This window comes from Lysinibacillus sp. FSL K6-4013 (genome assembly GCF_038630435.1).
GTDB lineage: Bacteria > Bacillota > Bacilli > Bacillales_A > Planococcaceae > Lysinibacillus > Lysinibacillus boronitolerans.
The window spans coordinates 4,117,072-4,143,972 of sequence record NZ_CP152031.1 but is presented as its reverse complement, the minus strand read 5'-3'; the positions used below and the strand labels follow the sequence as shown (position 1 = coordinate 4,143,972).

The window sequence follows — 26,901 nt, the reverse complement described above, 5'->3', positions numbered from 1 at the left end:
GATTGGTTGCATGATACACTTAAGTAGTTGTCTGAAAAGACGACATATGAACCTTGAAAACTGAACAAGCAAAAACGTAATCAATAAAGTTTTAAGTAGCTAGCTTTGCTAGTAAACAAAACACAATTTTGGACATCAAACATGATGCCAGCAAAACAATTTGAGCTAATCAAATTTCTTTTATGGAGAGTTTGATCCTGGCTCAGGACGAACGCTGGCGGCGTGCCTAATACATGCAAGTCGAGCGAACAGAAAAGGAGCTTGCTCCTTTGACGTTAGCGGCGGACGGGTGAGTAACACGTGGGCAACCTACCCTATAGTTTGGGATAACTCCGGGAAACCGGGGCTAATACCGAATAATCTCTTTTGCTTCATGGTGAAAGACTGAAAGACGGCTTCTCGCTGTCGCTATAGGATGGGCCCGCGGCGCATTAGCTAGTTGGTGAGGTAACGGCTCACCAAGGCGACGATGCGTAGCCGACCTGAGAGGGTGATCGGCCACACTGGGACTGAGACACGGCCCAGACTCCTACGGGAGGCAGCAGTAGGGAATCTTCCACAATGGGCGAAAGCCTGATGGAGCAACGCCGCGTGAGTGAAGAAGGTTTTCGGATCGTAAAACTCTGTTGTAAGGGAAGAACAAGTACAGTAGTAACTGGCTGTACCTTGACGGTACCTTATTAGAAAGCCACGGCTAACTACGTGCCAGCAGCCGCGGTAATACGTAGGTGGCAAGCGTTGTCCGGAATTATTGGGCGTAAAGCGCGCGCAGGCGGTCCTTTAAGTCTGATGTGAAAGCCCACGGCTCAACCGTGGAGGGTCATTGGAAACTGGGGGACTTGAGTGCAGAAGAGGAAAGTGGAATTCCAAGTGTAGCGGTGAAATGCGTAGAGATTTGGAGGAACACCAGTGGCGAAGGCGACTTTCTGGTCTGTAACTGACGCTGAGGCGCGAAAGCGTGGGGAGCAAACAGGATTAGATACCCTGGTAGTCCACGCCGTAAACGATGAGTGCTAAGTGTTAGGGGGTTTCCGCCCCTTAGTGCTGCAGCTAACGCATTAAGCACTCCGCCTGGGGAGTACGGTCGCAAGACTGAAACTCAAAGGAATTGACGGGGGCCCGCACAAGCGGTGGAGCATGTGGTTTAATTCGAAGCAACGCGAAGAACCTTACCAGGTCTTGACATCCCGTTGACCACTGTAGAGATATAGTTTCCCCTTCGGGGGCAACGGTGACAGGTGGTGCATGGTTGTCGTCAGCTCGTGTCGTGAGATGTTGGGTTAAGTCCCGCAACGAGCGCAACCCTTGATCTTAGTTGCCATCATTTAGTTGGGCACTCTAAGGTGACTGCCGGTGACAAACCGGAGGAAGGTGGGGATGACGTCAAATCATCATGCCCCTTATGACCTGGGCTACACACGTGCTACAATGGACGATACAAACGGTTGCCAACTCGCGAGAGGGAGCTAATCCGATAAAGTCGTTCTCAGTTCGGATTGTAGGCTGCAACTCGCCTACATGAAGCCGGAATCGCTAGTAATCGCGGATCAGCATGCCGCGGTGAATACGTTCCCGGGCCTTGTACACACCGCCCGTCACACCACGAGAGTTTGTAACACCCGAAGTCGGTGAGGTAACCTTTTGGAGCCAGCCGCCGAAGGTGGGATAGATGATTGGGGTGAAGTCGTAACAAGGTAGCCGTATCGGAAGGTGCGGCTGGATCACCTCCTTTCTAAGGATTATTTCGGAATACAAACCTTGGGTTTGTAAGATTACGTTTTGCGTTCAGTTTTGAAGGTTCATTCTTTCTGAATGAAATACTTCAAAACTTGTTCTTTGAAAACTGGATAAAACGACATTGAAATTGTAACAAACACATTTATTTTTTAAGTTTTTTTATAGGCTTAATAACTTGGTTAAGTTATTAAGGGCGCACGGCGAATGCCTTGGCACTAGGAGCCGAAGAAGGACGGCACTAACACCGATATGCTTCGGGGAGCTGTAAGTGAGCTTTGATCCGGAGATTTCCGAATGGGGGAACCCACTACGTTTAATCGCGTAGTATCTTGACGTGAATACATAGCGTCTTGAAGGCAGACCCAGGGAACTGAAACATCTAAGTACCTGGAGGAAGAGAAAGAAAAATCGATTCCCTGAGTAGCGGCGAGCGAAACGGGAAGAGCCCAAACCAAGAGGCTTGCCTCTTGGGGTTGTAGGACACTCTATACGGAGTTACAAAAGAGCGAGTTAGATGAAGCGACTTGGAAAGGTCCGCCAGAGCAGGTAAAAGCCCTGTAGTCGAAAGTTCGTTCTCTCCTGAGTGGATCCTGAGTACGGCGGAACACGTGAAATTCCGTCGGAATCCGGGAGGACCATCTCCCAAGGCTAAATACTACCTAGTGACCGATAGTGAACCAGTACCGTGAGGGAAAGGTGAAAAGCACCCCGGAAGGGGAGTGAAAGAGATCCTGAAACCGTGTGCCTACAAGTAGTTAGAGCCCGTTAATGGGTGATAGCGTGCCTTTTGTAGAATGAACCGGCGAGTTACGATTACGTGCAAGGTTAAGCTTTAGAAGGCGGAGCCGCAGCGAAAGCGAGTCTGAATAGGGCGAAGTAGTACGTGGTCGTAGACCCGAAACCAGGTGATCTACCCATGTCCAGGGTGAAGGTGAGGTAACACTTACTGGAGGCCCGAACCCACGCACGTTGAAAAGTGCGGGGATGAGGTGTGGGTAGCGGAGAAATTCCAATCGAACTTGGAGATAGCTGGTTCTCTCCGAAATAGCTTTAGGGCTAGCCTCGTGATGAGAATACTGGAGGTAGAGCACTGTTTGGACTAGGGGGCCATCCCGGTTTACCGAATTCAGACAAACTCCGAATGCCAGATATTTATACACGGGAGTCAGACTGCGAGTGATAAGATCCGTAGTCAAAAGGGAAACAGCCCAGACCACCAGCTAAGGTCCCAAAGTAATCGTTAAGTGGAAAAGGATGTGGCGTTGCACAGACAACCAGGATGTTGGCTTAGAAGCAGCCATCATTTAAAGAGTGCGTAATAGCTCACTGGTCGAGTGACGCTGCGCCGAAAATGTATCGGGGCTAAACGATTCACCGAAGCTGTGGATTGACATCTACGATGTCAGTGGTAGGAGAGCGTTCTAAGTGCGTTGAAGTCAGACCGGAAGGACTGGTGGAGCGCTTAGAAGTGAGAATGCCGGTATGAGTAGCGAAAGACGGGTGAGAATCCCGTCCACCGTATGACTAAGGTTTCCTGAGGAAGGCTCGTCCGCTCAGGGTTAGTCGGGACCTAAGCCGAGGCCGATAGGCGTAGGCGATGGACAACAGGTTGATATTCCTGTACCACCTCCTCACCGTTTGAGAAATGGGGGGACGCAGTAGGATAGGGTAAGCGCGCCGTTGGTTGTGCGCGTCCAAGCAGTAAGGCGTGTGTGTAGGCAAATCCGCACACTGTAACGTTGAGCTGTGATGGCGAGTCCGTATGGACGAAGTTCCTGATTTCACACTGCCAAGAAAAGCCTCTATCGAGGTGAGAGGTGCCCGTACCGCAAACCGACACAGGTAGTCGAGGAGAGAATCCTAAGGTGTGCGAGAGAACTCTCGTTAAGGAACTCGGCAAAATGACCCCGTAACTTCGGGAGAAGGGGTGCTCTTGAGCGTGCAAGCGCATGAGAGCCGCAGTGAATAGGCCCAGGCGACTGTTTAGCAAAAACACAGGTCTCTGCAAAACCGTAAGGTGACGTATAGGGGCTGACGCCTGCCCGGTGCTGGAAGGTTAAGAGGAGTGGTTAGCGCAAGCGAAGCTGCGAATTGAAGCCCCAGTAAACGGCGGCCGTAACTATAACGGTCCTAAGGTAGCGAAATTCCTTGTCGGGTAAGTTCCGACCCGCACGAAAGGCGTAACGATCTGGGCACTGTCTCAACGAGAGACTCGGTGAAATTATAGTACCTGTGAAGATGCAGGTTACCCGCGACAGGACGGAAAGACCCCGTGGAGCTTTACTGTAGCCTGATATTGAATTTTGGTACAACTTGTACAGGATAGGTAGGAGCCAGAGATCTCGGAGCGCCAGCTTCGAAGGAGGCGTCGGTGGGATACTACCCTGGTTGTATTGAAATTCTAACCCATGCCCCTTAGCGGGGCAGGAGACAGTGTCAGGCGGACAGTTTGACTGGGGCGGTCGCCTCCTAAAAGGTAACGGAGGCGCCCAAAGGTTCCCTCAGAATGGTTGGAAATCATTCGTAGAGTGTAAAGGCACAAGGGAGCTTGACTGCGAGACCTACAAGTCGAGCAGGGTCGAAAGACGGGCTTAGTGATCCGGTGGTTCCGCATGGAAGGGCCATCGCTCAACGGATAAAAGCTACCCCGGGGATAACAGGCTTATCTCCCCCAAGAGTCCACATCGACGGGGAGGTTTGGCACCTCGATGTCGGCTCATCGCATCCTGGGGCTGTAGTCGGTCCCAAGGGTTGGGCTGTTCGCCCATTAAAGCGGTACGCGAGCTGGGTTCAGAACGTCGTGAGACAGTTCGGTCCCTATCCGTCGTGGGCGTAGGAAATTTGAGAGGAGCTGTCCTTAGTACGAGAGGACCGGGATGGACACACCGCTGGTGTACCAGTTGTCTTGCCAAAGGCATCGCTGGGTAGCTATGTGTGGACGGGATAAGTGCTGAAAGCATCTAAGCATGAAGCCCCCCTCAAGATGAGATTTCCCATTACGCAAGTAAGTAAGATCCCTCAAAGACGATGAGGTAGATAGGTTCGAGGTGGAAGTGTGGTGACACATGGAGCTGACGAATACTAATCGATCGAGGACTTAACCAAAACGTTTGAAACATTCAATGTACCGTTTATCCAGTTTTGAAAGAACAAGAAAGTTTTAAAAAAAGCTTGTATTTATACTTAAATATGGTATAATAAATCTTGTCTTTTAAAAAGTCTAGTGATGATGGCAAAGAGGTCACACCCGTTCCCATACCGAACACGGAAGTTAAGCTCTTTAGCGCCGATGGTAGTTGGGGGCTTCCCCCTGTGAGAGTAGGACGTCGCTAGGCAAATGAAACAGTCAGCTGTGTGCTGACTGTTTTTTTATATTAATGAAAAGAGTAATTACAGTCATTGTAATTACTCTTTAAAATGTCTATAAAATAATAAGTTCTCTAGGAGAGTGGGTAATGACTTCAACGCCTTCTTTTGTAACGATAATATCATCCTCGATACGAACACCACCTACATTCGGTATATAAATACCCGGTTCTACTGTCAGTACCATATTCTCTTCTAAAATGTCTTTACATATGGTAGACATAAATATATTTTCATGGATATCTAAGCCTATGCCATGTCCTGTACCATGTCCGTAATTTTGTCCATATCCCTTTGCAGTAATGTAGTCTCGTGTATAACGATCTGCCTCTTGTCCAGTAATACCAGGTTTGATATTGGAAAGGGCATGTTGTAAGGCATAATGGACTATTTGATATACTTCTTTTAATTGCTCTAATGGTTCTCCAACAGCAATCGTTCTTGTCATATCAGAACGATAGCCTTGATAGTAAGCACCAAAATCCATTGTCAGCATATCACCTTGCTCCACTATTTTAGAGGATGCTACGCCATGTGGGAGTGCTGAGCGATGGCCAGAAGCAATAATCATATCGAAGGCTGCACCCGTTGCACCATTTTTGCGCATATGAGACTCTAATTCATAGGCTATCTCAAGTTCTGAAATACCAGGTTTGATGAATGTCAGAATATGATTAAATGCCTCATCAGAAATCCATGCTGCTTTTTTAATTATTTCAATTTCTTCTGGCGTTTTAATCATCCGTAAATCTTCTACAATAGTAGGCATTGGTTTTAATATGGCTGTCAATTTGCTTTTCATTAATTGATAGCTGTAATAAGTAACATGATGTTGCTCAAAACCAACTGTTTGAATTGATTCCTGTTCAAAAATTTCCTGAATGGTTTCATATAAACGGTTGCGATCAATCTCGAGTACTTCAAAGGTGTCACATTGATTTGTTGCTTGCTGTGTATAGCGGAAGTCTACTAATAAAAGTGCGCGCGTCTTCGTTACGATAACTGTACCTGCACTACCTGTAAAACCGGTTAGATAGCGACGATTTTGAGCATTTGTAATAATAATTGCATCGGTTTCGTGTAGCTGTAAGGCTGCTTGTAATTGCTCTAATTTTGGCATGTTATGTTTCCCCCTTTAAAGTTAAATATACTGCAAAATATGCATTATGTTTAGAGCTTATATAAAATTAAGAAGTTGATTGTATAGGAAATTCATTACAAGATAAGTTCTATTTCTAGTTAAGAGAGTATTAGAAAATATATTAAAGGAAAATATAAAAATAGATATTGCATATCTATGTTTTCTATGATATATTTATAAATGTCTTAAAGAGGTCCCGTGGTGTAGCGGTTAACATGCCTGCCTGTCACGCAGGAGATCGCCGGTTCGATCCCGGTCGGGACCGCCATTTAAATTGATATTACAGTCCTTATGATTTTACATCATAAGGACTTTTTATATTTTATCGGAGTATGGAACCAATTCATCATTCAGGAGCTTATTAGGAAACCAAAGTAGAAATTTTATGACAAATGAATAACTCCTAAAGGATCAACCTCGCCTATTAGAAACAAAGGGGCTAAAAGTATAACAATCTGTGAAGTATTTGAGACCAACCTCCCTTTATTATTTCATAAACAACATCTATTTCCCTAAAAGCATCTCAATCGTGTCTAAAAAATGGCTTAATCTTCGTGAAATAATTGATATTATTTACATAAATATAATTATTTGTATTTATTTAACATTATCTAAAAATAGTAAAAATTACCGATAAATGATAGCGTTTCTATAAGGTAAAATTAGATGTGTTTCTAATATAAAGATTAAGGGTAAAAAGTAGAAGTAATCGGATTGGCTACGGAGGTGTTTATATGAGCAAAGATTATTCTTTTAAAAGTATTTATTTACCTTTGCTTATTGGTTCCATGATAATGATGGTAGGCTGTGGAGATCCTATTATAGAGATTGAAGAATCGAATGCGTATCACTGGCAAAAGAATATGAACGAAGTAGAATTTGAGAAATTAAAAAATGATATGTCATATATTGAGGTAGTAAAAGCAGCAGGCGGCGCAGGTAAAAAGATCAAAAATAATGAATATCGTTGGAATGATGAAATCTTGATGACACAGGCCTATATAGTGAAATTTAAGGATGATAAACTAGTTGGCAAAGAAATCATAGCAGTGAAAGGTCATTCAAAAAGATAAATCGTTGTCACGTCTTCGTAAATGAAGACGTGTTTTTTCATTTAAATAAGCAACCTATGTATTGAATTAGGCTTTTTAACGACGACATTCTAAGTAGGATATAAATGATATTGGATGCTTTGAACATTTTCGCTAGTTTAGGTAAACTAGAGGTAATGTAGTGATGAGAGGAAAAATGAGAATGTATGAAATAATCATGAATTCAGTTGATGATACAGAACGTTTTGCTATGGCACTTGCCAATTTACTAGAAGCTCAAGATACGATTACATTAGAAGGAGATTTGGGCGCAGGCAAGACAACGTTTACGAAGGCCTTAGCAAAGGGGCTTGGTGTGAAGAGAACAGTCAACAGTCCAACATTTACGATTGTTAAACAGTATGAAGGACGTTTACCCTTCAATCATTTAGATGTATATCGTCTGGCTGAAAGTGACGAGGACCTTGGTTGGGATGAATTATTTTATGGAGATGCAGTATCAGTGGTAGAGTGGGCGCATTTAATTGAACAGGATTTGCCACAGAATCGATTAGCGATAGAGATTTACCGAATCGGAGATAATGAACGACGTTTTGTGTTAATACCTACTGGGGAACGCTATAAGGCGCTATGTGAGGAGCTAATGAAATGATTTGGTTAGGAATAGAAACAGCGAATACACCACTTTCCGTTGCTATTGTGAGGGATGGAAAAGTGGTAGCCGAGATGGTGCAAAATATAAAATTAACGCATTCTGCTGGCGCGATGCCCGCTATCGAAGAAATATTAGCAAGAGCAGGCTTAAAGGCAGGCGACTTGGATGTGATTGCGGTGTCTGAAGGTCCAGGTTCGTATACAGGTGTCCGCATAGGTGTGACATTAGCGAAAACCCTAGCTTGGACATTACAGATACCTTTAGTTGGCGTCTCTAGCTTAAAAGCATTAGCTGCAAATGCTACCCTTTATAATGGATTCATTTGTCCAATTTTTGATGCAAGAAGAGACAATGTTTATACAGCTGTTTATCAAGGAATGACACTAGAGACTCTTGTGGAGGATCATCATGCACATATCGCTGATTTATTAGAACGTTTAAGGGCATTAGATGCACCTATTTTATTTGTAGGAACAGATGTGGGCATTTTTTGGGATAACATCGTAGAAGAGCTTGGTGATAACGCTTTTCGTGCACCTTTTAGTCTTGACTTGCCACGTGCTACGGAAGTTATTCGTGTAGGAACTAAAGTGGAGTTACCGAGTGTTGAAGCTACTCATCACTTTGTCCCACAATATAAACGAATTGCAGAGGCTGAAGCAAATTGGCTGAAAGAACAAAAGGAGAAAGAACATGAGTAGTGATGTAACTTATCGTAAAATGGTTTCTGATGATGTACCAGCAGTTTATGAAATTGAAGTAGCTTCATTTCCTGTACCTTGGACGTTGGATTCCTTTTACTATGAAGTGCATGAAAATCAGTATGCTCATTATGTGCTGGCTGTGGATGCAAATGGAAGTATTATTGGTTTTTGTGGGATGTGGATGGTTATAGATGCAGCCCAAATTACGAATGTAGCTGTGATTGAAGGTGCTCGTGGTCGAGGTATAGGCGAGGGATTAATGCGTGAGGCGATGCAAATAGCTCGTTTACATGGAATGGAGGTTATGACATTGGAGGTACGTGTAACGAACACCGTTGCACAAAATCTTTATCGCAAGCTTCAATTCCAAGATGGTGGTATACGGAAAGGCTATTATACTGATAACGGGGAGGATGCCCTTGTCATGTGGGTGAATTTACAATGAATAATGGAATGATATTAGCAATAGAATCAAGCTGTGATGAAACAGCTGCAGCGATTATTCGAAATGGTCATGAAATCGTGTCGAATGTTGTTGCTTCTCAAATAGAGAGTCATAAGCGTTTTGGTGGAGTTGTCCCAGAAATTGCATCACGCCATCATGTTGAACAAATTACGATGGTAATTGAAGAAGCTTTAGCTCAAGCAAATCTAAAGCCGTCAGATTTGGATGCGGTTGCTGTTACAGAGGGTCCAGGTCTTGTAGGGGCATTGTTGATTGGCATTAATGCGGCGAAGGCTTTTGCCTTTGCAAACAGCTTACCCATTGTGGGTGTGCATCATATTGCAGGTCATATTTATGCCAATGCGCTTGTTCAGCCAATGGAGTTCCCTTTATTAGCACTAGTAGTTTCAGGCGGTCATACAGAGCTTGTCTATATGAAGGAGCATGGTTCTTTTGAGGTCATTGGTGAAACACGAGATGATGCTGCTGGTGAAGCATATGATAAAGTGGCACGTGTTTTAAATTTACCTTATCCTGGTGGGCCACATATTGATCGTCTTGCTCATGAGGAAGGAGAGGCTGTGCCTTTTCCAAGAGTATGGTTGGAAGAGGATTCGTATGATTTTAGCTTTAGCGGTTTAAAATCAGCTGTCATCAATTATAAACATAATATGGATCAACGAGGTGAAGCCATTTCACCAGCAGCTGTTGCCAAGGGATTTCAGGAAAGTGTTGTTGAAGTACTGACAGCTAAAACATTGCGTGCTGCTCGTGAGTATCAGGTGAAACAGGTTATTGCAGCTGGAGGTGTAGCCGCAAATAAAGGTTTGCGAACTTCTTTGGAGGCTGTATTTGAAGAGGAAGGTATCCCGTTTTTTGTACCACCGCTTAAATTGTGTACTGATAATGCGGCAATGATTGGCGCAGCTGCTATGCCGATGTATGAGGCTGGTATTCGAGGAAACTTAATGATGAATGGACGTCCAGGAATGGAGTTAAAATCCTGGATATAGTATGGAAAAGAGGTATCTATATTTTTAGATATCTCTTTTTAATTGTCGAATAATTGTTGATAAAAAGGAACGGTGCTAAGGGAATAATAAGTAGAAACAACAAAATTGACAAATTTTTCAGAAAATTATCCACAGGTAAAAGAGCGAAATAAATAGCGAACACGCGTACTTATACACAAATTGTTGATAACTTGTGTATAACTTGTGATTATTCAATATATAGTAGCTTGTTTTATACGATACAATGTGGATAAAATAATTTTTTATTGTGGACAGTGTGGAAAACTCTGTTGATATGTTGGTATTACTAGATTTATAGTGTGTATAAAACTGTGGGCATTTTTTGTCGAAAAATAGCACTTGACCAATATATATGAAAAATGAAGACAAGTAAAGAAAAAGCCATGTGAAAGGTCACATGGCTTACATCTTTACATATTAATATTTTCGAGTTCTTCATTTAACTCAAGCCATTCTAATTCTAATAGCTCATGCTGTTCTTTAGCAGTTGCTAATTCGTCTTGAAGCATTGAAATTTTTTCATGGTCAGTGAAAATGGCAGAGTCACATAGAGCCTCCTCTAGGCTTGCAACAATAGTAGATGTTTCTTGCATCTTGCTTTCTAAATCTTCGATCGTACGTCTAATTTGACGTTCACGTTTTTTTGCCTCTTTATCTATTTTTGATGTAGACGTTTTATCAGGCAGATCTTGCTGTACTTGGGGTTGAGAGGCAGCATTCATTTGTGCTAGTTCCAATAGTTCCTGCTTTTTCTCTATATAATAATCGTAGTCACCTAAATATTCAAAAGAACCCGTTCCAGACAACTCCACCACTTTCGTCGCAATACGATTAATGAAGTAACGGTCATGTGAGACAAATAGAAGCGTACCAGGGTAATCAATTAAAGCATTTTCTAAAACCTCTTTGCTATCTAAGTCTAAATGGTTGGTAGGCTCATCGAGAATTAAGAAATTAGCCTTTTGCATCATTAGCTTTGCGAGCGCAAGGCGTGCTTTCTCGCCACCCGATAAAGAGGATACTGCTTTATCCACATCTTCACCACTAAAAAGAAAACGGCCTAATACAGTACGAATATCTTTTTCGTTCATAAGTGGCCATTCATCCCATAATTCTTTCAGGACACTCTTATTACTCGAGAGCTTTGCTTGCTCTTGATCATAATAGCCAATTTGTACATTCGTCCCATAACGAATACTGCCTGCAAGAGGGGCTAAATCCTTTACAATTGTTTTTAATAATGTCGATTTACCAACTCCATTTGGACCAACAAGGGCAATCCGATCCTCGCGAAAAGTGCGAAGGTTTATCCCACTAGAAATGGTACGATCATTATAACCAATCGTTAATTCATCAACAGATAAAACATCATTTCCACTTTGACGTTCAATCGAGAAACCGAAACTAGCGGATTTCTCATCACCGTCCGGGGATTCCATCCACTCTGTACGTTCAAGCATTTTACGTCGACTTTGTGCCATTTTTGTTGTAGAAGCACGTGCAATATTTTTTTGGATAAAATCCTCTAGCTTGGCCTTTTCATCTTGCTGACGTTCATAGAGTTTGACATCACGTTCATAATTTTTAGCTTTTTCATCTAAATAAGCACTATAATTACCAGGATATTTGGTAACACGATGACGGGATACTTCGTAGACAATAGAAACGACTTGGTCTAAGAAGTAGCGGTCATGGGAAACAATTAATATTGCGCCTTCATAGCCCTTTAAATAGGATTCCAACCAAGATAATGTTTCGATATCTAAATGGTTAGTAGGCTCATCGAGAATTAAAAGATCTGGTTTACTAAGTAAGAGCTTAGCAAGTGCTAAACGTGTGCGTTGTCCACCAGATAAGGAACTGATGGGTTTGTCATAGTCTTCGGAATAAAATTGCATACCATGAAGGACTGATCGTATGTCTGATTCATATTGATAGCCGCCAGCATCCTTGAACGTATGCTGTAATTGATCGTATTCCGACATAACTTTCGCATACATAGTAGGATTTTCATAAACAGTAGGATCAGCCATTTGTTGTTCAAGTGAGCGTAGGAGCTGTTCTTGTGCTAAAAGTGATTCGAAAATAGTCATCATTTCATTCCAAATCGTTAGCGTAGAGTTTAATCCTGCATGTTGCTCTAAATAGCCTATTTGAATACCCTTTGGGATAATGATATCGCCTGAATCATAGGACATTTGACCAGCAATTATTTTTAATAAAGTAGATTTACCTGCACCGTTTCGTCCTACTAAGGCAACACGGTCACGGTGTTGAACTTCTAATTTAACACCACTTAAAATTTCATCTGCAAGAAAGGATTTAGTTAGTTGATTGACCTGTAAAACAATCATTCTTGACACCTCAATTCTACCTTAGTGTAATGGATGAACGATTTGCATGCAATGTCCGTGCTTTACTTATTCCTAGCAGTCATGTAAGATTGAAACGATTTCTTTTTAGTTAGCTGCGTATAAGGCGCCATTAACTAAAGAGAAATACAGCAGGGGATTGCAAAAATGTTGTATATTGTTAAGGATGAATGTATTAAAATTAGTAGTTAAAGACAGTAAAATTGATGGAGGTACATCATAAGGAGGAAAAAGTTTGAAACAAGAATTAAAAATTCCACAAGCCACTACAAAAAGACTTCCTCTTTACTATCGATTTATTCAAAACTTTGCACAAGAAGGTATGGAACGTATTTCGTCGAAGGAATTGAGTGAAGCGATGAAAATAGATTCTGCAACTATTCGCCGTGATTTTTCTTATTTTGGTGCACTTGGGAAAAAGGGTTATGGCTACGATGTGCAGCATCTATTACAATTTTTTAGCCAGACGCTTGATCAACATGAAACGACAAAAGTAGCGTTAATTGGTGTGGGGAATTTAGGCAGTGCATTATTAAAATATAATTTTCAAAAAAATCATAATACACATATTGTGGTAGCATTCGATTCAAAAGCACCGAAGGATGGCAAAATGATCAGTAACATTCCTGTTTTTCATCCAGATTTATTGGAAGAAAAATATGCAGAATACGGTGCAGAGCTTGCTATTTTAACCGTTTCACCACGCTCCGCTCAAAAAATGGCGGATCGCTTAGCAGCCATGAATGCAAAGGGAATTTTAAACTTTACGCCAGAGCGATTAACAGTACCTGAAAGAATGCAGCTTTTAACCATCGATTTATCGGTAGAGTTGCAAGCGCTTATTTATTTAATTCGTAATCAGGAAGAGTGAAAACCATACATATTTTTAAGTGTAATTCACCGTTTCTGTCAAGATAGATAATTTAAATAAAATGAGGTCAAATCAGTGAGAGTGACGAAAAACTTTCACATATAATTAGTTAGCAAAATGGCGAAATATGCGTTAAAATGATGGATATAAAGAGGAGGTGGCTGTAATGGGTGGTATTGGTCCTATGAGCCTCATTATTATCGGAGTTGTCGCGTTACTAATTTTTGGTCCTAAAAAGTTACCAGAGCTTGGTAAGGCATTTGGTTCAACACTACGTGAATTCAAAAATGCTACTAAAGGTTTAGCCGACGAAGATGATGATGATAAGAAAAAGAAAGAACTAGATAAGTAAGTTAGGATGTTGAGGAATGAATCCAAAAGATCTAACTGTCATTGAGCATATAGAAGAATTAAGAAAACGGCTGTTCATTGTTGCCGTTTTCTTTGTTCTAGCTATGGCCGGCGCCTTTTTTGTCGCAAAGCCAATTATTAAATATCTTCAAATTACTGGAGAATCCTATAATATAGAACTCCATGCGTTTGATGTAGTAACACCGCTTTCAATTTATATTCAAGTTATATTTTTAATCTCTTTTATTGTTTCTTCGCCAATTTTAATGTATCAATTGTGGGCATTTATAAGTCCAGGACTAAGGGACATAGAACGAAAAGCAACCTTAAAGTATATTCCGTATGCGTTTTTATTATTTTTAGCAGGGCTGTCCTTTTCTTTCTTTTACTTATTTCCTTATGTCATAAAATTTATGATGGGTTTATCGAATGAATTAGACATACAACCAACAATTGGCATAAAGGACTATTTTTCATTTTTATTTAGACTTACAATTCCATTTGGTTTCCTTTTCCAATTGCCGATTGTAGTCCTATTCTTTTCACGTATTGGAATGTTAACTCCTGAAATACTAGTGCGTTTTCGAAAGTATTCCTATTTTGGTCTGTTTGTGTGTGCAGCTATAATTGCACCCCCGGAGTTGGCTTCGCATTTAATGGTATCAATACCATTGTTTATGCTATATGAAATAAGCATTATGATTTCACGTATTGGCTATAAAAAATACTTGCAATCAGAAGAAATGAGATTAAAAGAAGAGCAGGAAGCTGAACAAAAGCGCCAGATTGAAGAGGCACTTGAGCAGCAACGACGACAAATAGAAGAATTGAATCAACAGTAATAAATAAAGCTCGGTGCCCTAAATAGGACACCGAGCTTTTATGTTATTTTTGCATCTTACAATCGCTTTACAAAAATTTATTGCATTTTTTCTAGTTCTTGAAGAAACTTTTGCAATGGTTCCGCATAGAATTGTACAAGTGTCACAAATCCATTAAGCATGACGTGTGCAATAATAGACGTCCAAATGCGCTTTGTTTTGTGATATAAAAAGGCGAAGATTAAACCACAAATGGTATAAAGCAAGATATGTGAGAAGTCGAAGTGGATAATCGCAAAGAAAATGGCACTAACGATTGCTGCCACCCAGAAATTTGTTGTTTGGACAAGCGAGCCAAAGATCACTCTGCGAAAGACGAATTCTTCTAAAATGGGACCAAATACAACAATTGCTAATATGGCAATGGGAGCCCCTTTAGCTATCGCAACTATATCAGCAGTATTTTGTGAGCCTCCCTCAATACCGAAAACAGCCATCTCAATAGCAGCACCAATCATTTGTCCAAAGAAGACTAGGAAGAAGCCGATGATTCCCCACACAATTGTAAGTGGTATTGTTTCTTTTTTTCCTTGATAAATGTTCCAGAAGGCCTTATCTCGAGATGTAAGGATTAAGCTTAAAATGAGCGCTACAGCAAAACTTAAGGCAATATACCAACCTTGAGTAATGGGAGCTGCTTGTTCAGAAGCTAAACCCGTTACCTTCATGATGAGCTTATGGAACGGTAAGAGCAACCATCTGCTAGAGATTTGCATCAAGATATAAATCAGCAAAACATACAGGGCTGTTTTTTTATGTTTCGTTACTTTTTGAGAATTAGTCACAGTCAAAATCCTTTCCATTCATATGCTTCTTTTCTATTGTAGAGGAATATGGAAAGAAAACAAAATTTTTCGAAGTTCTGACTTGCAAAAAAAAGAGTGATTGATTATCATAATAATTGTGTTAGCACTCATTGATATAGAGTGCTAATAAATATCAACAATTATTTAATTATTAGGAGGTTGTTTCACTTGTTAAGACCACTAGGAGATCGTATTGTAATTGAACTAATCGAGGTAGAAGAAAAATCTGCATTCGGTATTGTACTACCTGACTCTGCAAAAGAAAAACCACAAGAAGGTAAAGTAGTAGCAGTTGGGACAGGTCGTGTATTAGAGAACGGGCAACGTGTAGAGCTTGACGTTAAAGTTGACGACCGCATTATTTTCTCTAAATACGCTGGCACAGAAGTTAAATTTGAAGGTAATGAATACCTAATTTTACGCGAAAGCGATATTCTTGCAATTATTGAATAAGAAGAACATTAAACACACCTTACGTAAGGTGGATGCTTATTGTCTGCAAAACAAATGTGACAATAAGGTGAAATTGATATAAATATATTGAAGAAGCTTAACGAATATTCCATTTCAGGAGGGTAAATTCTCATGGCAAAAGATATTAAATTCTCAGAAGACGCTCGTTCATTAATGTTACAAGGTGTAGATAAATTAGCGAATGCAGTAAAAGTAACATTAGGACCAAAAGGACGTAATGTTGTTTTAGAAAAAAAATTCGGTTCACCACTTATTACAAATGATGGTGTGACAATTGCAAAAGAAATCGAATTAGAAAACCCATACGAAAACATGGGAGCAAAATTAGTAGCAGAAGTTGCTTCTAAGACAAACGAAATCGCTGGTGATGGTACAACTACAGCAACAGTATTAGCTCAAGCAATTATTCGTGAAGGCTTGAAAAACGTTACAGCTGGCGCAAATCCTGTAGGTATCCGCAAAGGTATCGATAAAGCAGTGGCTGCAGCACTTACGGAATTACACGCTATTTCTCGCCCAGTAAGCAATAAGGAAGAAATTGCACAAGTTGCTGCTATTTCTGCTGCTGATGATGAAGTTGGACAACTAATCGCTGAAGCAATGGAGCGCGTTGGTAACGATGGTGTTATTACAATTGAAGAATCAAAAGGCTTCACAACAGAGCTAGATGTAGTAGAGGGTATGCAGTTTGATCGTGGCTATGCGTCTCATTACATGGTAACTGATACAGATAAAATGGAAGCGGTTCTTGATAACCCATACATTTTAATTACTGATAAAAAAATTACAAACATTCAAGAAGTATTACCATTATTAGAACAAGTGGTACAACAAGGTCGTCCACTTTTAATGATTGCTGAAGATGTAGAAGGTGAAGCACTAGCAACACTTGTTGTGAACAAGCTTCGTGGTACATTCAATGCTGTAGCAGTAAAAGCACCAGGCTTCGGTGATCGCCGCAAAGCAATGCTTGAAGATATTGCTATCCTGACAGGTGGACAAGTGATTACAGAAGAATTAGGCTTAGACCTAAAATCAGCTGACATTTCTGCACTTGGTCGTGCAGCAAAAGTAGTGGTAACAAAAGATAACACAACAATCGTTGAAGGTGTAGGCGGAGCAGACGCGATTGAATCACGCATTGGTCAAATCCGTGCACAACTTGCTGAAACTACTTCAGAATTTGATAAAGAAAAATTACAAGAACGTCTTGCTAAATTAGCAGGTGGTGTAGCAGTTATCAAAGTTGGTGCTGCAACAGAAACAGAGCTTAAAGAGCGTAAACTTCGTATTGAGGATGCTTTAAACTCAACTCGTGCGGCTGTTGAAGAAGGTATCGTATCAGGAGGTGGTACAGCTCTTCTTAACGTCTATGCAGCAGTGGAAAAAGCGGCTGAAGCAGTAGAAGGCGACGTAGCTACAGGTGTGAAAATCGTTCTACGTGCTTTAGAAGAACCAGTTCGCCAAATTGCTAATAACGCTGGTCTTGAAGGCTCAATTATCGTAGATCGCTTAAAACGTGAAGAAGTTGGCATTGGTTTCAATGCAGCAACTGGCGAATGGGTAAACATGATGGAAGCAGGCGTAGTAGACCCAGCAAAAGTAACTCGCTCAGCTTTACAAAACGCAGCATCAGTTGCAGCGCTATTCTTAACAACAGAAGCGGTTGTAGCAGATATCCCTGAAGCAGCACCAGCAATGCCAGATATGAGCGGCATGGGCGGTATGCCAGGAATGATGTAAGATTTAGCTTAAACTAAAGCACAATCTTTTAAGTAAACATGACCACTTTCCATAATTTTATGGAAAGTGGTTTTTATTTTGATTTTTTATTAGAACAGGCTATTTAAGTGGATTATTCATCTGCTAAATATATGAATAATTTATAATTAAAAATTTTCCTGTTGTTTTTCAATGGATTATCACTTACAATACAATTGAAAATGATAATCGTTATCATTGATTGATAGTTAAATAGATAGAGGTGAAATCTTGAATAAACAGGAAGCTAACAGAATAGGGACGGGCAATATTTATTATGTTATTATCTTGCTTTTAATAGCCTCCATTTTAATATCTGCCGTTTTTTCTGTATCAATAGGACAAGTCAGTATTCCTTTCAAGCAATCGATGGATATTTTGCTACATACTATATCCAATGGAAAACTTGGCACCCTTGATAGTGTGGAAAGTGAATCCTACTTGAATATTATTTTACAGGTCAGAATGCCACGTGTGGTTTTTGCCTTATTAATTGGTGTCGGACTTGCATTGTGTGGCGCTGTCATGCAGGCAGTTGTCCAAAATCCACTTGCTGATCCATACATACTTGGTATTTCTTCAGGAGCGTCATTGGGAGCAACCTTTGCTATCCTAGTTGGTTTTGGGAGTAGTGCATTGCTAGCACAATTTGGAGTAGCCTTTGGTGCATTTGCAGGAGCGATGTTTACCTCTATGGCAGTGCTTATCTTATCCAGTATTGGAGGTAAAGCAACCTCAGTGAAATTGGTTTTATCAGGGGTTGTTATCGGTGCATTATGTAGTTCGTTTTCAAGCCTTATCATCTTTTTTGCCAATAATGCAGAGGGTATCAAAACGGTTACGTTCTGGTCTATGGGGAGTTTAGCATCCGCAAGCTGGGACAAAACACCGATTTTAACATTCGTGATTGTGCTAGGAGCTGTATTATTTCTTTTCCAACATCGCGTGCTAAATACAATGCTACTTGGGGATGAATCAGCTATCACATTAGGGATCAATTTAAGTGTTTATCGTAAATTGTATATGATTCTTACCTCGCTTATTACAGGGACGATGGTCGCTTATGCAGGTATGATCGGTTTTGTTGGTTTAATTATTCCACATATTACGAGAGGTATTTTCGGGGCAGATCATAAACGATTAATGCTAGGAACATTGCTCTTAGGCGGTCTTTTCATGATTTGGGCGGATATTCTGTCTCGTACATTAATCCAAAATGTAGAATTACCGATTGGTATTATTACTTCTGTCATTGGGTCACCATTATTTATCTATATGATTGTAAAAAAAGGTTACAACTTCGGAGGGTAGAACAATGGAATTAGTAGCAAAGGAAATAGAAGTAAAAATCGGCAAAAAGGAAATCGTAAAAAACATATCCATTCATGTGAATAAGCAACAATTTGTGGGCTTAATCGGACCAAACGGATGCGGAAAATCAACTTTACTAAAAAGCATTTATAAAAGCTTAGTGCCTCAAAAAGGAATGGTCTTCTTAGATGATTTAGATGTTTTAAAAAGTCCCGAAAAAAAGATTTCTCAGCACTTAGGCGTGGTTGGACAATTTAATGAAATGCACTTTGATTTAACAGTTCAACAAATGGTGATGTTAGGAAGAACACCTCATAAAAAAATGCTAGAGTCAGATAACCAAAAGGATTTTGACATCGTAGAAGAGGCATTGACAAGAACGAACTTACAATGTTATAGAGGGCGTAGCTTTCTTTCACTATCTGGCGGCGAAAAGCAAAGGGTTATTTTAGCTAGAACGATTGCCCAACAGCCTAAATTTATGATTTTGGATGAACCAACAAATCATTTAGATATTCGCTATCAAATTGAAATACTATCCTGTGTAAGAAGTTTAAACATCGGTGTTTTAGCAGCTCTTCATGATCTAGAAATGGCAGCACATTACTGTGACTATCTTTATGCCGTAAAAGATGGTGAAATCTATGCACATGGTACACCACAAGAAGTTTTAACACCAGAAACAATAGAAGCTTTATATCATATAAAATGTCAAACATTTATTAATCCGGTGACGAATGGATTAGGCTTTGCATATGGACTGTAGGAGGAAAACCATGAAGAAAAAATTATTATTAGGAATTGGTTTAGCGGCTTTGTTAACATTAACAGCCTGCGGAAACACATCAAAAGATGCATCTAAGGAAACACAAACAAAAGAGCATTATCCACTAACAATTGAGAACTTTACAAAGGCTGAAGGGGGATCAACATGGGAAAAGAAAGATCAAGTATTTGATAAAGCACCTGAAAGAATTATGGCAAATACACGCCCAGCAGCAGAATTATTATTACATCTAGGATTAGGCGATAAAATCGTTGGTGTTGGTGCGAACTTTGGAGCAGTTGATAAATCTGTAGAAGAACAGTATGCTAAGCTAAATATTTTAAGTGATGAATATGTTGGGAAAGAGGTTACATTAGGGACTAATCCTGATTTAGTATTTGGTCGTGGTGGCTTATTTGATAATGCTGAATGGGGAGTAGGGACAGTAGACTCTCTTAATGAAATGGGTGTAAAAACATATGTTTTAGAGTCATCTGTAACAGGTGGTACATATGATTCTATTTATAAAGATATCGAAAATATCGGTGAAATTTTTAATGTTCAAGACAAAGCAGATAGCTTTATTAACGAACTAAAAGGCCGACAACAAGATATTTCTTCAAAATTAGAAAGTATTAAAGAAGAAAAAACATTTGCTTATCTGCATACAAATGATCCAAAAGAGCTTTTTATTTATCCAGCACACGACGAAACATTTTTTAATGATGCATTCAAAATGGTTAAATTAGATAATATTTTCAAAGATGAAACAGGCGATGTAAGTGTTGAGACATTAATTGCAGCAGATCCAGATGTATTAATACTTCCTAACTGGGACGGTTCTGATTTGACAAAAGTACGTGAAGAAATTTATGCCAATCCTAAACTTTCAAGCATGAAGGCTATTAAAAATAAACAAATATATATAGTAGATTACAATTACATGTTCGGCTATGGCTATAACACAATTGACGGAATGGAGACACTAGCGAAAGAAATGTATCCAGACTTATTTAAATAATATAAAAAGCACTGTCCTAGCGGGGCGAATAAATGACATAATAGGGCAGCGTCTACTACTAAATAATAAAAGGAGGAGAAATTATTCAATTTCTCCTCCTTTGTTATAGCTGTAGAAGCTGCTCTTTATTTAATATTGTGGTTATTATCTTAGAATTTTCATGGTTCCAGCAGACGGATACAGGATGTTGCTGATCAAGATAGAGTAATTGGGTAAAAAGGTCTTTCCTTTTTTTTCTTATATCAGTAGTATCAAGCAAATGTGGCGATTGGATTGGTAATAAGCCTGTTTTAAAAAGAGCCTCTTTTAAAGTCCAAAACTCATAAAAAACATGTAAAGGCTGATGAGAGACCAATTGACGCTCTGTCTCAGAAAGCGCATATATCATCATATCTTCACTAACTGGCTTTATTTCTTCAACATCAATGCCCACTCGTCCGATAGTGGTGACTGCTAACACTATCCAATCCCCAGAATGAGAGAGATTAAAATCCCCCTGCCAATGAGGGTGTCCTGCAATATATGGGCGCCCTAATTCATTATGAGCTAGATGTAACAGAACGTCATCTATATAGGGAAGGAGTGCCCATCTAATAAGAGTGCTACCTAGCATCGCTCTTTGCTGATCTTGCCAGTGCTTGTATTGCTGAACTTTTCTTTGAACCTCGGAAGGGAGTGCTTTAAGAAAAGCATCCAATTCTGATGGTGCTAACTGAGCGCCTAGAGGTAGTGCAAATAGCTGTATAGTTTGTTTTATCATCTTATATTGACTTGTTTTGGCTCAGGAAAGTAGCCTGTATCAATGCCATATTGAATCATTCTGTGAATAAAGGCTGTATTTGGTACCGCACATTCAATCTTTGTATGCGCTAAAAATTCTATCGTTTTTTTGCAATTGAAGATAAATGGGGAGTCACTTGCTCCATCACCTTCAAGTTGAGCAATGGCTAACGATAAATATTCCTGTACATCTTTTGAATGATCGCCATTTAAAAGCCAATCTGTATATTCTTGTGTTGAAACAATTGTTAAGTCATAACCAATTTCTTTAAGCATATCGATTAATTCTAAATAAGTAAGCGATACAGGGTTACATAAATGGAAGACATGGCCGTTGGTTGCTGGCTGGCTTGCCAAAGAAACAAGTGCCTGACTAGCATAATTGATTGGTGTGAAGTCAACATGCCATTGTGCCGTAGGAGCTTTACCTAAATAAAGCATTGATTTAATCATACGGTAAAAGGCATTGTCATCGATATTACGTTGGAATTTACCTGTTTCAGAATGACAGCTTAAATTTCCTACACGATAAATGGAGACAGGGATCGCATCATGTACAGCGTTTCGAACAAGATTTTCTGCTTCTAGCTTACTTTGAGTATAAACATTAGTAAGCTTTACATCGTAATTGAAGTTACCTTTTGCTTCATCTGGTCCCCATTGGATGGCTGCTAGCTCCTCTGGAATTCCAATAGTCGATACATAATGGAAATGCACACCTGGTTTCTGTTTGGCTACTTCAAGCAAATAGCGAGTTCCATTCACATTGACATTATTAAAATGATCAGCTGCACCGAAATGACGTACATCTGCACCACAATGAATGATGGCATCGATTTCTTTCATAATGATTTGTTCATCTTTATCAGATAAATGAAGTCGTTGCTTGCCTAAGTCACCTTGGATAACAGTGACACGGTCTTTCAATTGCTGAGCAATCGTATTGCCAAAATAAAATTGCATACTTTCTATTAGCTTGGCTTCAATCGTAGTTTGGGTACTCGGTCGAATAAGGCAATATATGTGCGCAGTTGTTGTTGCTAATAGCTCATATAATACATGACTACCTAAATAACCTGTAGCCCCAGTTAATAATACCGATGTCATTGGCAAGGGCTTCACGTTTTGGGAGACTTGTAGAGGACTAGGCTCCATTAAGTCTTTGAATACAATGCTTTTAGCTGGCTCGTCTTGATCTTCAATCGCTTCTGGTTGATAATGACGAATATAATGATCCAGTTCAGCAATCGTTTGATATTGGAAGAAATCCTGAATTTTTAAGAATGGTATATGTTTTTTCACTTGTACAAGAATCTCGAGCACTTTTAGCGAATGCCCACCGATATGAAAGAAGTTATCATGAATGCCTATTGGCTCAATACCGAGCACTAATTCCCAGGCGGTAGCAAGCATACGCTGTGTATCATTTTCTGGTGCAATATATGTAGTGCTGCGTGATAAAGTTAATTCCAATGAAGCTAAGTGCTTTCGATCAATTTTTCCTGTAGGGGATAACGGCATTTCTTGCAATTCAATAAATTGCTCTGGCACCATATAATCTGGTAAAAGATTCGCTAAGTAGTCCCTTAAAAGATTCTCCTCAAGCTGCATACCACTTGCCACTGTATAGTAGGCAAATAAATGATTATTTCCATCAGCCATTTTCTTCGCAATAATTACAGCTTCCTGAATGCTCGTATGATTGCTCAATACTGTTTCGATTTCCCCAAGTTCGATACGGAAACCTCTTACTTTAATTTGAGAATCTTTACGTCCAACAAATTCAATGACACCAGTTGGCAATAGTCGAACTAAATCACCTGTTCGATACATTTTTTGATTTGGCTTTAAGAGATGGGGTACAAATACTTCAGCTGTTTTTACAGGCTGATGTAAATAACCTGCTGCTAACCCAGCACCAGCAATACATAATTCTCCGATTGTGTTAACGGGACATAGCTGTTCGTCAGCATTGATAACATACATTTCATAATTGGCAATAGGTCTACCAATGGGGATACTAGATTGCATGTCTGTTATCTGACTTTTTACCTTAAAATAGGAGGACAATACTGTACATTCAGTTGGTCCATACACGTTAATAATTTCTGTAGTAAGTCCAAATTTCTCTTGCCATTTTTGAACAATGGCAGGCAATAGGGCTTCACCACCTACAGATAAATAATTTAATGTCGCAAGCTTTTCCCTATAGCTTACTGGTAAATGTGTAGCTAGCTGTGTAAAGAAAGCATTTGGAACAGTAGCAGTCGTTACTTGCTCACGGCCGATCATATCAGCAAATGCCTCAATGGACAGACGTTCTACACTTGTAAGCATATGAAGTCTTGCCCCTGAAAATAAAGCAGTAAAAGTTTCTGTTATAGAAGGGTCAAAACTATAAGAAATAAACTGGGAATAAACATCTTCTTTAGTTGAATGGTAGATTCGTTGATTATCTGTTATTAAATTAATGACAGCTTCATGCTTAAGCATGACGCCTTTTGGTTTACCTGTTGAACCAGAAGTATAAATAATATAGGCTAAATCGGATGGAAGCAGTTCACATTGCATATTTTCCTGTGAATACTCTTGCTCCGTTTGGTTGATAGTGAACACTGTGCGTGTTTGGGAATCATTATGTATAAAATCATTCAGTAGAGCTGTATGTTCGTTTTTCGTTATGATAAATGGGGCACCTGTATCGTTTAATAGGTACTGACAACGTTCTTTTGGATAGCTCGGATCAATGGGAACATAAACACCACCAGCTTTCAGGATACCTAACAAACTAATGACTGTTTCTTTACTACGTTCCATCACAATCGCTACATAGTTTCCTTTTTTTAGACCGTTGGCAACTAACATATGAGCAACTTGGTTGGATTGTTCATTTAGCTGACGGTAGGTAAGTTTTCCACCTTCATAGGATAATGCGATTCGTTCTGCAAACTTTTGTGCTGCCTGATAAAATACATCAGGTATTGTGGTGTTTTGATCGTAGTTAGCCATTGTTCGGTTTAACGTTTGATATGCGAGTAAGTCTTCTTTGTTCAACAATTGTGTGCTATTGGAGGATGGCGTTTGTTGGTCAAAAGAATGCTTATTATTTTGGGATGGGTGTACATCAAATTCTTGTTTATTATTCAATTATGACAACTCCTATTTTAGAAAAGGGCCGACACTTATGAAGGAGCGATTATCATCATTAGGTCCACAGTAGTGAAGCAATCTGTGAGAAACTAACGGAAATAACTCTCCTTAATAAGGCAGCCCTTTCATTTTTTATTTCACTACAAAGGTATTAACAACATTCATTAATTCATCAGATAACTCGGATAATACTTGAGCCTCTTCAGAAACTCGTTGTACTGTATTCAATTGAGAGGCAGAAGTTGCTGCTACTGCTCTTGTATTGTCCTTTGAATTGACTGAAAAATCTTCCATATCTTTAACAGCAGACGTTACTTCTTCCATACCAGCTGCCATTTCTTCAATCGTTGCAGAAAGCTCTTGAATTTGCCCTGTCACATGGTGAATGGAAGTTAAGATCTGGCTAAATGATTTTTCCGAATCATTGATCATGACAATACCATGATCTACTTCTTCTACAGCGTGAACCATGATATTTACAGATTCGTTTGTATCATGCTGGATATGAGAAATAAGTGTAGAAATTTCACGTGCAGATGCCTCAGATTGTTCGGCAAGTTTACGTACCTCATCAGCAACCACTGCGAAGCCACTACCAGCTTCTCCAGCACGTGCAGCTTCGATAGCCGCATTCAATGCAAGTAAATTGGTTTGAGAAGCAATCCCTGTAATGATTCCTACAATTTCTTCAATTTTATTGGAATGTTCGCCAAGTAATTTAACAGAAGCTGCGGATTGATTAACAGCCTTACTAATAGCATTCATTTGTGCAACAGATTTATTTGTCGATTCATTCCCTCTTTCAGCTTCCTCAGATGCTAAAATTGAGGATTCTGAAATTTGATTGGATGTCATAGCAATGCGTTGAATACCAATACTCATTTCTTCAATAGTAACTGTACTTTCTTTAGCCTTTTGTACTTGAAGATCAGCGCCACTTGCAATTTCCTGCATGGAAGATGCTACATTATTATATGAATCAGAAGCTTCTTGCATATTTACAGATAAAACATTGGCTGTGTTTGAAACACGTTCAGAGACATTCGTTGTACTCTTAATAACATTTTTTAGATTTTCAATCATTGAATTAAAGTTTTGTGTGAGCATTCCTACTTCGTCTGTTGAAGTAACTGGTAACGGTTCAAGTTCTAAATTACCTTCTGCGACCTTTTTCGATTGTAAGGAAAGTTGTTGAATTGGTGTTAATTTTTTTCTTAAAAGAGTGTAAACAGCAATGGATGAACCAATTAAGAAAATAACCGTTACTAATAACGTCCATAGGGCTTCAGACATCGCTTTTCCTGTTACCATTGATACATCATAGTCAATGGCATAAGCAGCCAGCATGTCCCCATTTTCATCCAAGATTGGTGTAAGGCCTGTTTTATAGCTACCATATTCATCGCTATAAATATCTGTTGCTGTTGCTTTTTTTGTATCAAAGACTTCTTTAATTCTTGCTAGGAAATCAGGAGATAAACCCATTGCAATCATATCTTGATTATACTCTGCTCCTAGTTCAAGTATACTAGATGATAGAACAGGTGCATTAATATTTTCACCGTTAACTGTAATTAAAAATAGATTGGTAATACTATCTGAATTATCATTGATTGCATCCATCTCTCTAGTTAAACGTAGAGCATCGGGGTTACTATTTGTAGGATTCTCTAATATGGATTTTAGTGTAGTAATATCAATGGTTTTGGCTAGGATCATGCCTTTGTCAGAAAGAGATTGATTCATGTCTGTTAAATTACTATTTCTTACTATATAATAAGAAAGACCTAAAGTAACTAATCCAAATAATAATAAAATACTCACTACTATCGCAGTTAATTTCTTACTAATAGACATTTGCTGCTTCTTGCGTTTTTTCATGCTTTTCCTCCTAATATGATCTAACAAATATTTCAAGCTAAGGACTATAAATGGATAATTTAGTCAATGTACTACACATTGAAGATGTTGATGTTATTCGTAGAAGTCCAGATGCGTTTTAAATATTTTCAAATGCAAAATAATCTATTTATCCCCTATCATTTAACTACTATACTGCCAAAAAAATTGATTCACAACCCAGAAAACTTACTATTTAAAGTCATGATTTCTATGAATAAACAAAGAAATCTAGTTTTTTAGTCTATATATTTTTTAGGTTAGGTTAAATTTTTACAAAAAGCTTAACAGTTACTAGTATAAAAAAGAAGTATGCTCAGAACT

The 26,901-nt window shown here is 39.5% G+C and carries 19 protein-coding genes, 1 tRNA gene and 3 rRNA genes; 17 read left to right on the top strand and 6 right to left on the bottom strand.

The features are described 5' to 3' along the window. Window positions 1-179: 179 nt before the first annotated feature. From MHB39_RS20490 to rrf, 3 genes are all read left to right on the top strand, one after another. Window positions 180-1,732 (top strand): 16S ribosomal RNA (locus tag MHB39_RS20490). Window positions 1,733-1,914: 182 nt separating this feature from the next. Next, window positions 1,915-4,842: ribosomal RNA gene (locus MHB39_RS20485) — 23S ribosomal RNA — on the top strand. 114 nt (window positions 4,843-4,956) lie between these two features. Next, window positions 4,957-5,072, top strand: a 5S ribosomal RNA gene (gene rrf, locus MHB39_RS20480). The 16S, 23S and 5S rRNA genes sit together here, the layout of an rRNA operon. Window positions 5,073-5,158: 86 nt before the next feature. Here rrf and MHB39_RS20475 read toward each other — a convergent pair. Next, complete coding sequence (locus MHB39_RS20475; protein ID WP_016993008.1) at window positions 5,159-6,223, bottom strand: Xaa-Pro peptidase family protein; 1,065 nt, start codon at window positions 6,221-6,223, stop codon at window positions 5,159-5,161. 213 nt (window positions 6,224-6,436) lie between these two features. On the opposite strand from MHB39_RS20475, the gene MHB39_RS20470 reads away from it, so the two are divergent. From MHB39_RS20470 to tsaD, 6 genes are all read left to right on the top strand, one after another. Further along, window positions 6,437-6,512 (top strand) — tRNA-Asp (locus tag MHB39_RS20470). Window positions 6,513-6,978: 466 nt separating this feature from the next. Then, a complete protein-coding gene (locus MHB39_RS20465; RefSeq protein WP_258859713.1) occupies window positions 6,979-7,317 on the top strand; it encodes a hypothetical protein in 339 nt (112 codons plus the stop codon). A 181-nt stretch (window positions 7,318-7,498) separates the two neighbouring features. Then, window positions 7,499-7,948 (top strand): tRNA (adenosine(37)-N6)-threonylcarbamoyltransferase complex ATPase subunit type 1 TsaE, encoded by a 450-nt coding sequence (gene tsaE / locus MHB39_RS20460; RefSeq protein WP_016993010.1) that lies wholly within the window; start codon window positions 7,499-7,501, stop codon window positions 7,946-7,948. Next, entirely contained in the window at window positions 7,945-8,652 is a 708-nt protein-coding gene (gene tsaB / locus MHB39_RS20455; RefSeq protein ID WP_258859712.1) for a tRNA (adenosine(37)-N6)-threonylcarbamoyltransferase complex dimerization subunit type 1 TsaB, read from the top strand. The genes tsaE and tsaB overlap by 4 nt, the downstream gene beginning before the upstream one ends. Then, window positions 8,645-9,100 (top strand): ribosomal protein S18-alanine N-acetyltransferase, encoded by a 456-nt coding sequence (gene rimI, locus MHB39_RS20450; protein ID WP_016993016.1) that lies wholly within the window; start codon window positions 8,645-8,647, stop codon window positions 9,098-9,100. The genes tsaB and rimI overlap by 8 nt, the downstream gene beginning before the upstream one ends. Continuing rightward, window positions 9,097-10,113: a tRNA (adenosine(37)-N6)-threonylcarbamoyltransferase complex transferase subunit TsaD gene (gene tsaD, locus MHB39_RS20445; RefSeq protein ID WP_016993018.1), complete on the top strand. Its 1,017-nt coding sequence runs from the start codon at window positions 9,097-9,099 to the stop codon at window positions 10,111-10,113. Before rimI ends, tsaD begins: the two co-directional genes overlap by 4 nt. A gap of 431 nt (window positions 10,114-10,544) precedes the next feature. On the opposite strand, the gene MHB39_RS20440 is transcribed toward tsaD, so the two are convergent. Beyond that, a complete protein-coding gene (locus MHB39_RS20440) occupies window positions 10,545-12,488 on the bottom strand; it encodes an ABC-F family ATP-binding cassette domain-containing protein (protein WP_342545170.1) in 1,944 nt (647 codons plus the stop codon). Window positions 12,489-12,741: 253 nt separating this feature from the next. Here MHB39_RS20440 and MHB39_RS20435 point away from each other — a divergent pair, with 253 nt between their 5' ends. The 3 genes from MHB39_RS20435 (at window position 12,742) to tatC (ending at window position 14,570) form a co-directional block, all read left to right on the top strand. Beyond that, window positions 12,742-13,377 (top strand): redox-sensing transcriptional repressor Rex, encoded by a 636-nt coding sequence (locus tag MHB39_RS20435; RefSeq protein WP_036075461.1) that lies wholly within the window; start codon window positions 12,742-12,744, stop codon window positions 13,375-13,377. 166 nt (window positions 13,378-13,543) lie between these two features. Next, the gene (locus MHB39_RS20430; protein WP_008176991.1) at window positions 13,544-13,729 is read left to right on the top strand and encodes a twin-arginine translocase TatA/TatE family subunit; all 186 of its coding nucleotides are present in this window, start codon (window positions 13,544-13,546) and stop codon (window positions 13,727-13,729) included. A gap of 16 nt (window positions 13,730-13,745) precedes the next feature. After that, entirely contained in the window at window positions 13,746-14,570 is an 825-nt protein-coding gene (gene tatC, locus MHB39_RS20425) for a twin-arginine translocase subunit TatC (RefSeq protein ID WP_258859710.1), read from the top strand. 77 nt (window positions 14,571-14,647) lie between these two features. Here tatC and MHB39_RS20420 read toward each other — a convergent pair whose 3' ends face one another. Next, entirely contained in the window at window positions 14,648-15,412 is a 765-nt protein-coding gene (locus MHB39_RS20420) for a type II CAAX endopeptidase family protein (protein WP_036075465.1), read from the bottom strand. Between the two features lie 171 nt (window positions 15,413-15,583). Between MHB39_RS20420 and groES the strand changes: the two genes are divergently transcribed. The 5 genes from groES (at window position 15,584) to MHB39_RS20395 (ending at window position 20,748) form a co-directional block, all read left to right on the top strand. Then, window positions 15,584-15,868, top strand: coding sequence for a co-chaperone GroES (gene groES / locus MHB39_RS20415; protein WP_004224358.1), 285 nt, complete (start codon window positions 15,584-15,586; stop codon window positions 15,866-15,868). Window positions 15,869-16,000: 132 nt separating this feature from the next. Next, complete coding sequence (gene groL, locus MHB39_RS20410) at window positions 16,001-17,632, top strand: chaperonin GroEL (protein ID WP_036075467.1); 1,632 nt, start codon at window positions 16,001-16,003, stop codon at window positions 17,630-17,632. A gap of 249 nt (window positions 17,633-17,881) precedes the next feature. After that, window positions 17,882-18,961, top strand: a complete 1,080-nt coding sequence (locus MHB39_RS20405; RefSeq protein ID WP_258859709.1) for an iron ABC transporter permease — start codon at window positions 17,882-17,884, stop codon at window positions 18,959-18,961. A gap of 4 nt (window positions 18,962-18,965) precedes the next feature. Continuing rightward, on the top strand, window positions 18,966-19,727 hold the full coding sequence (locus MHB39_RS20400) for an ABC transporter ATP-binding protein (RefSeq protein ID WP_258859708.1): 762 nt from the start codon (window positions 18,966-18,968) through the stop codon (window positions 19,725-19,727). 10 nt (window positions 19,728-19,737) lie between these two features. Beyond that, window positions 19,738-20,748, top strand: coding sequence for an ABC transporter substrate-binding protein (locus MHB39_RS20395; RefSeq protein ID WP_016993303.1), 1,011 nt, complete (start codon window positions 19,738-19,740; stop codon window positions 20,746-20,748). A 103-nt stretch (window positions 20,749-20,851) separates the two neighbouring features. Here MHB39_RS20395 and MHB39_RS20390 read toward each other — a convergent pair whose 3' ends face one another. The 3 genes from MHB39_RS20390 to MHB39_RS20380 form a co-directional block, all read right to left on the bottom strand. Next, window positions 20,852-21,508, bottom strand: coding sequence for a 4'-phosphopantetheinyl transferase superfamily protein (locus MHB39_RS20390; protein ID WP_258859707.1), 657 nt, complete (start codon window positions 21,506-21,508; stop codon window positions 20,852-20,854). Then, complete coding sequence (locus MHB39_RS20385) at window positions 21,505-24,675, bottom strand: amino acid adenylation domain-containing protein (protein WP_342545162.1); 3,171 nt, start codon at window positions 24,673-24,675, stop codon at window positions 21,505-21,507. Before MHB39_RS20385 ends, MHB39_RS20390 begins: the two co-directional genes overlap by 4 nt. A 135-nt stretch (window positions 24,676-24,810) precedes the next feature. Next, window positions 24,811-26,559, bottom strand: coding sequence for a methyl-accepting chemotaxis protein (locus MHB39_RS20380; RefSeq protein WP_342545160.1), 1,749 nt, complete (start codon window positions 26,557-26,559; stop codon window positions 24,811-24,813). Window positions 26,560-26,901 lie beyond the last annotated feature (342 nt).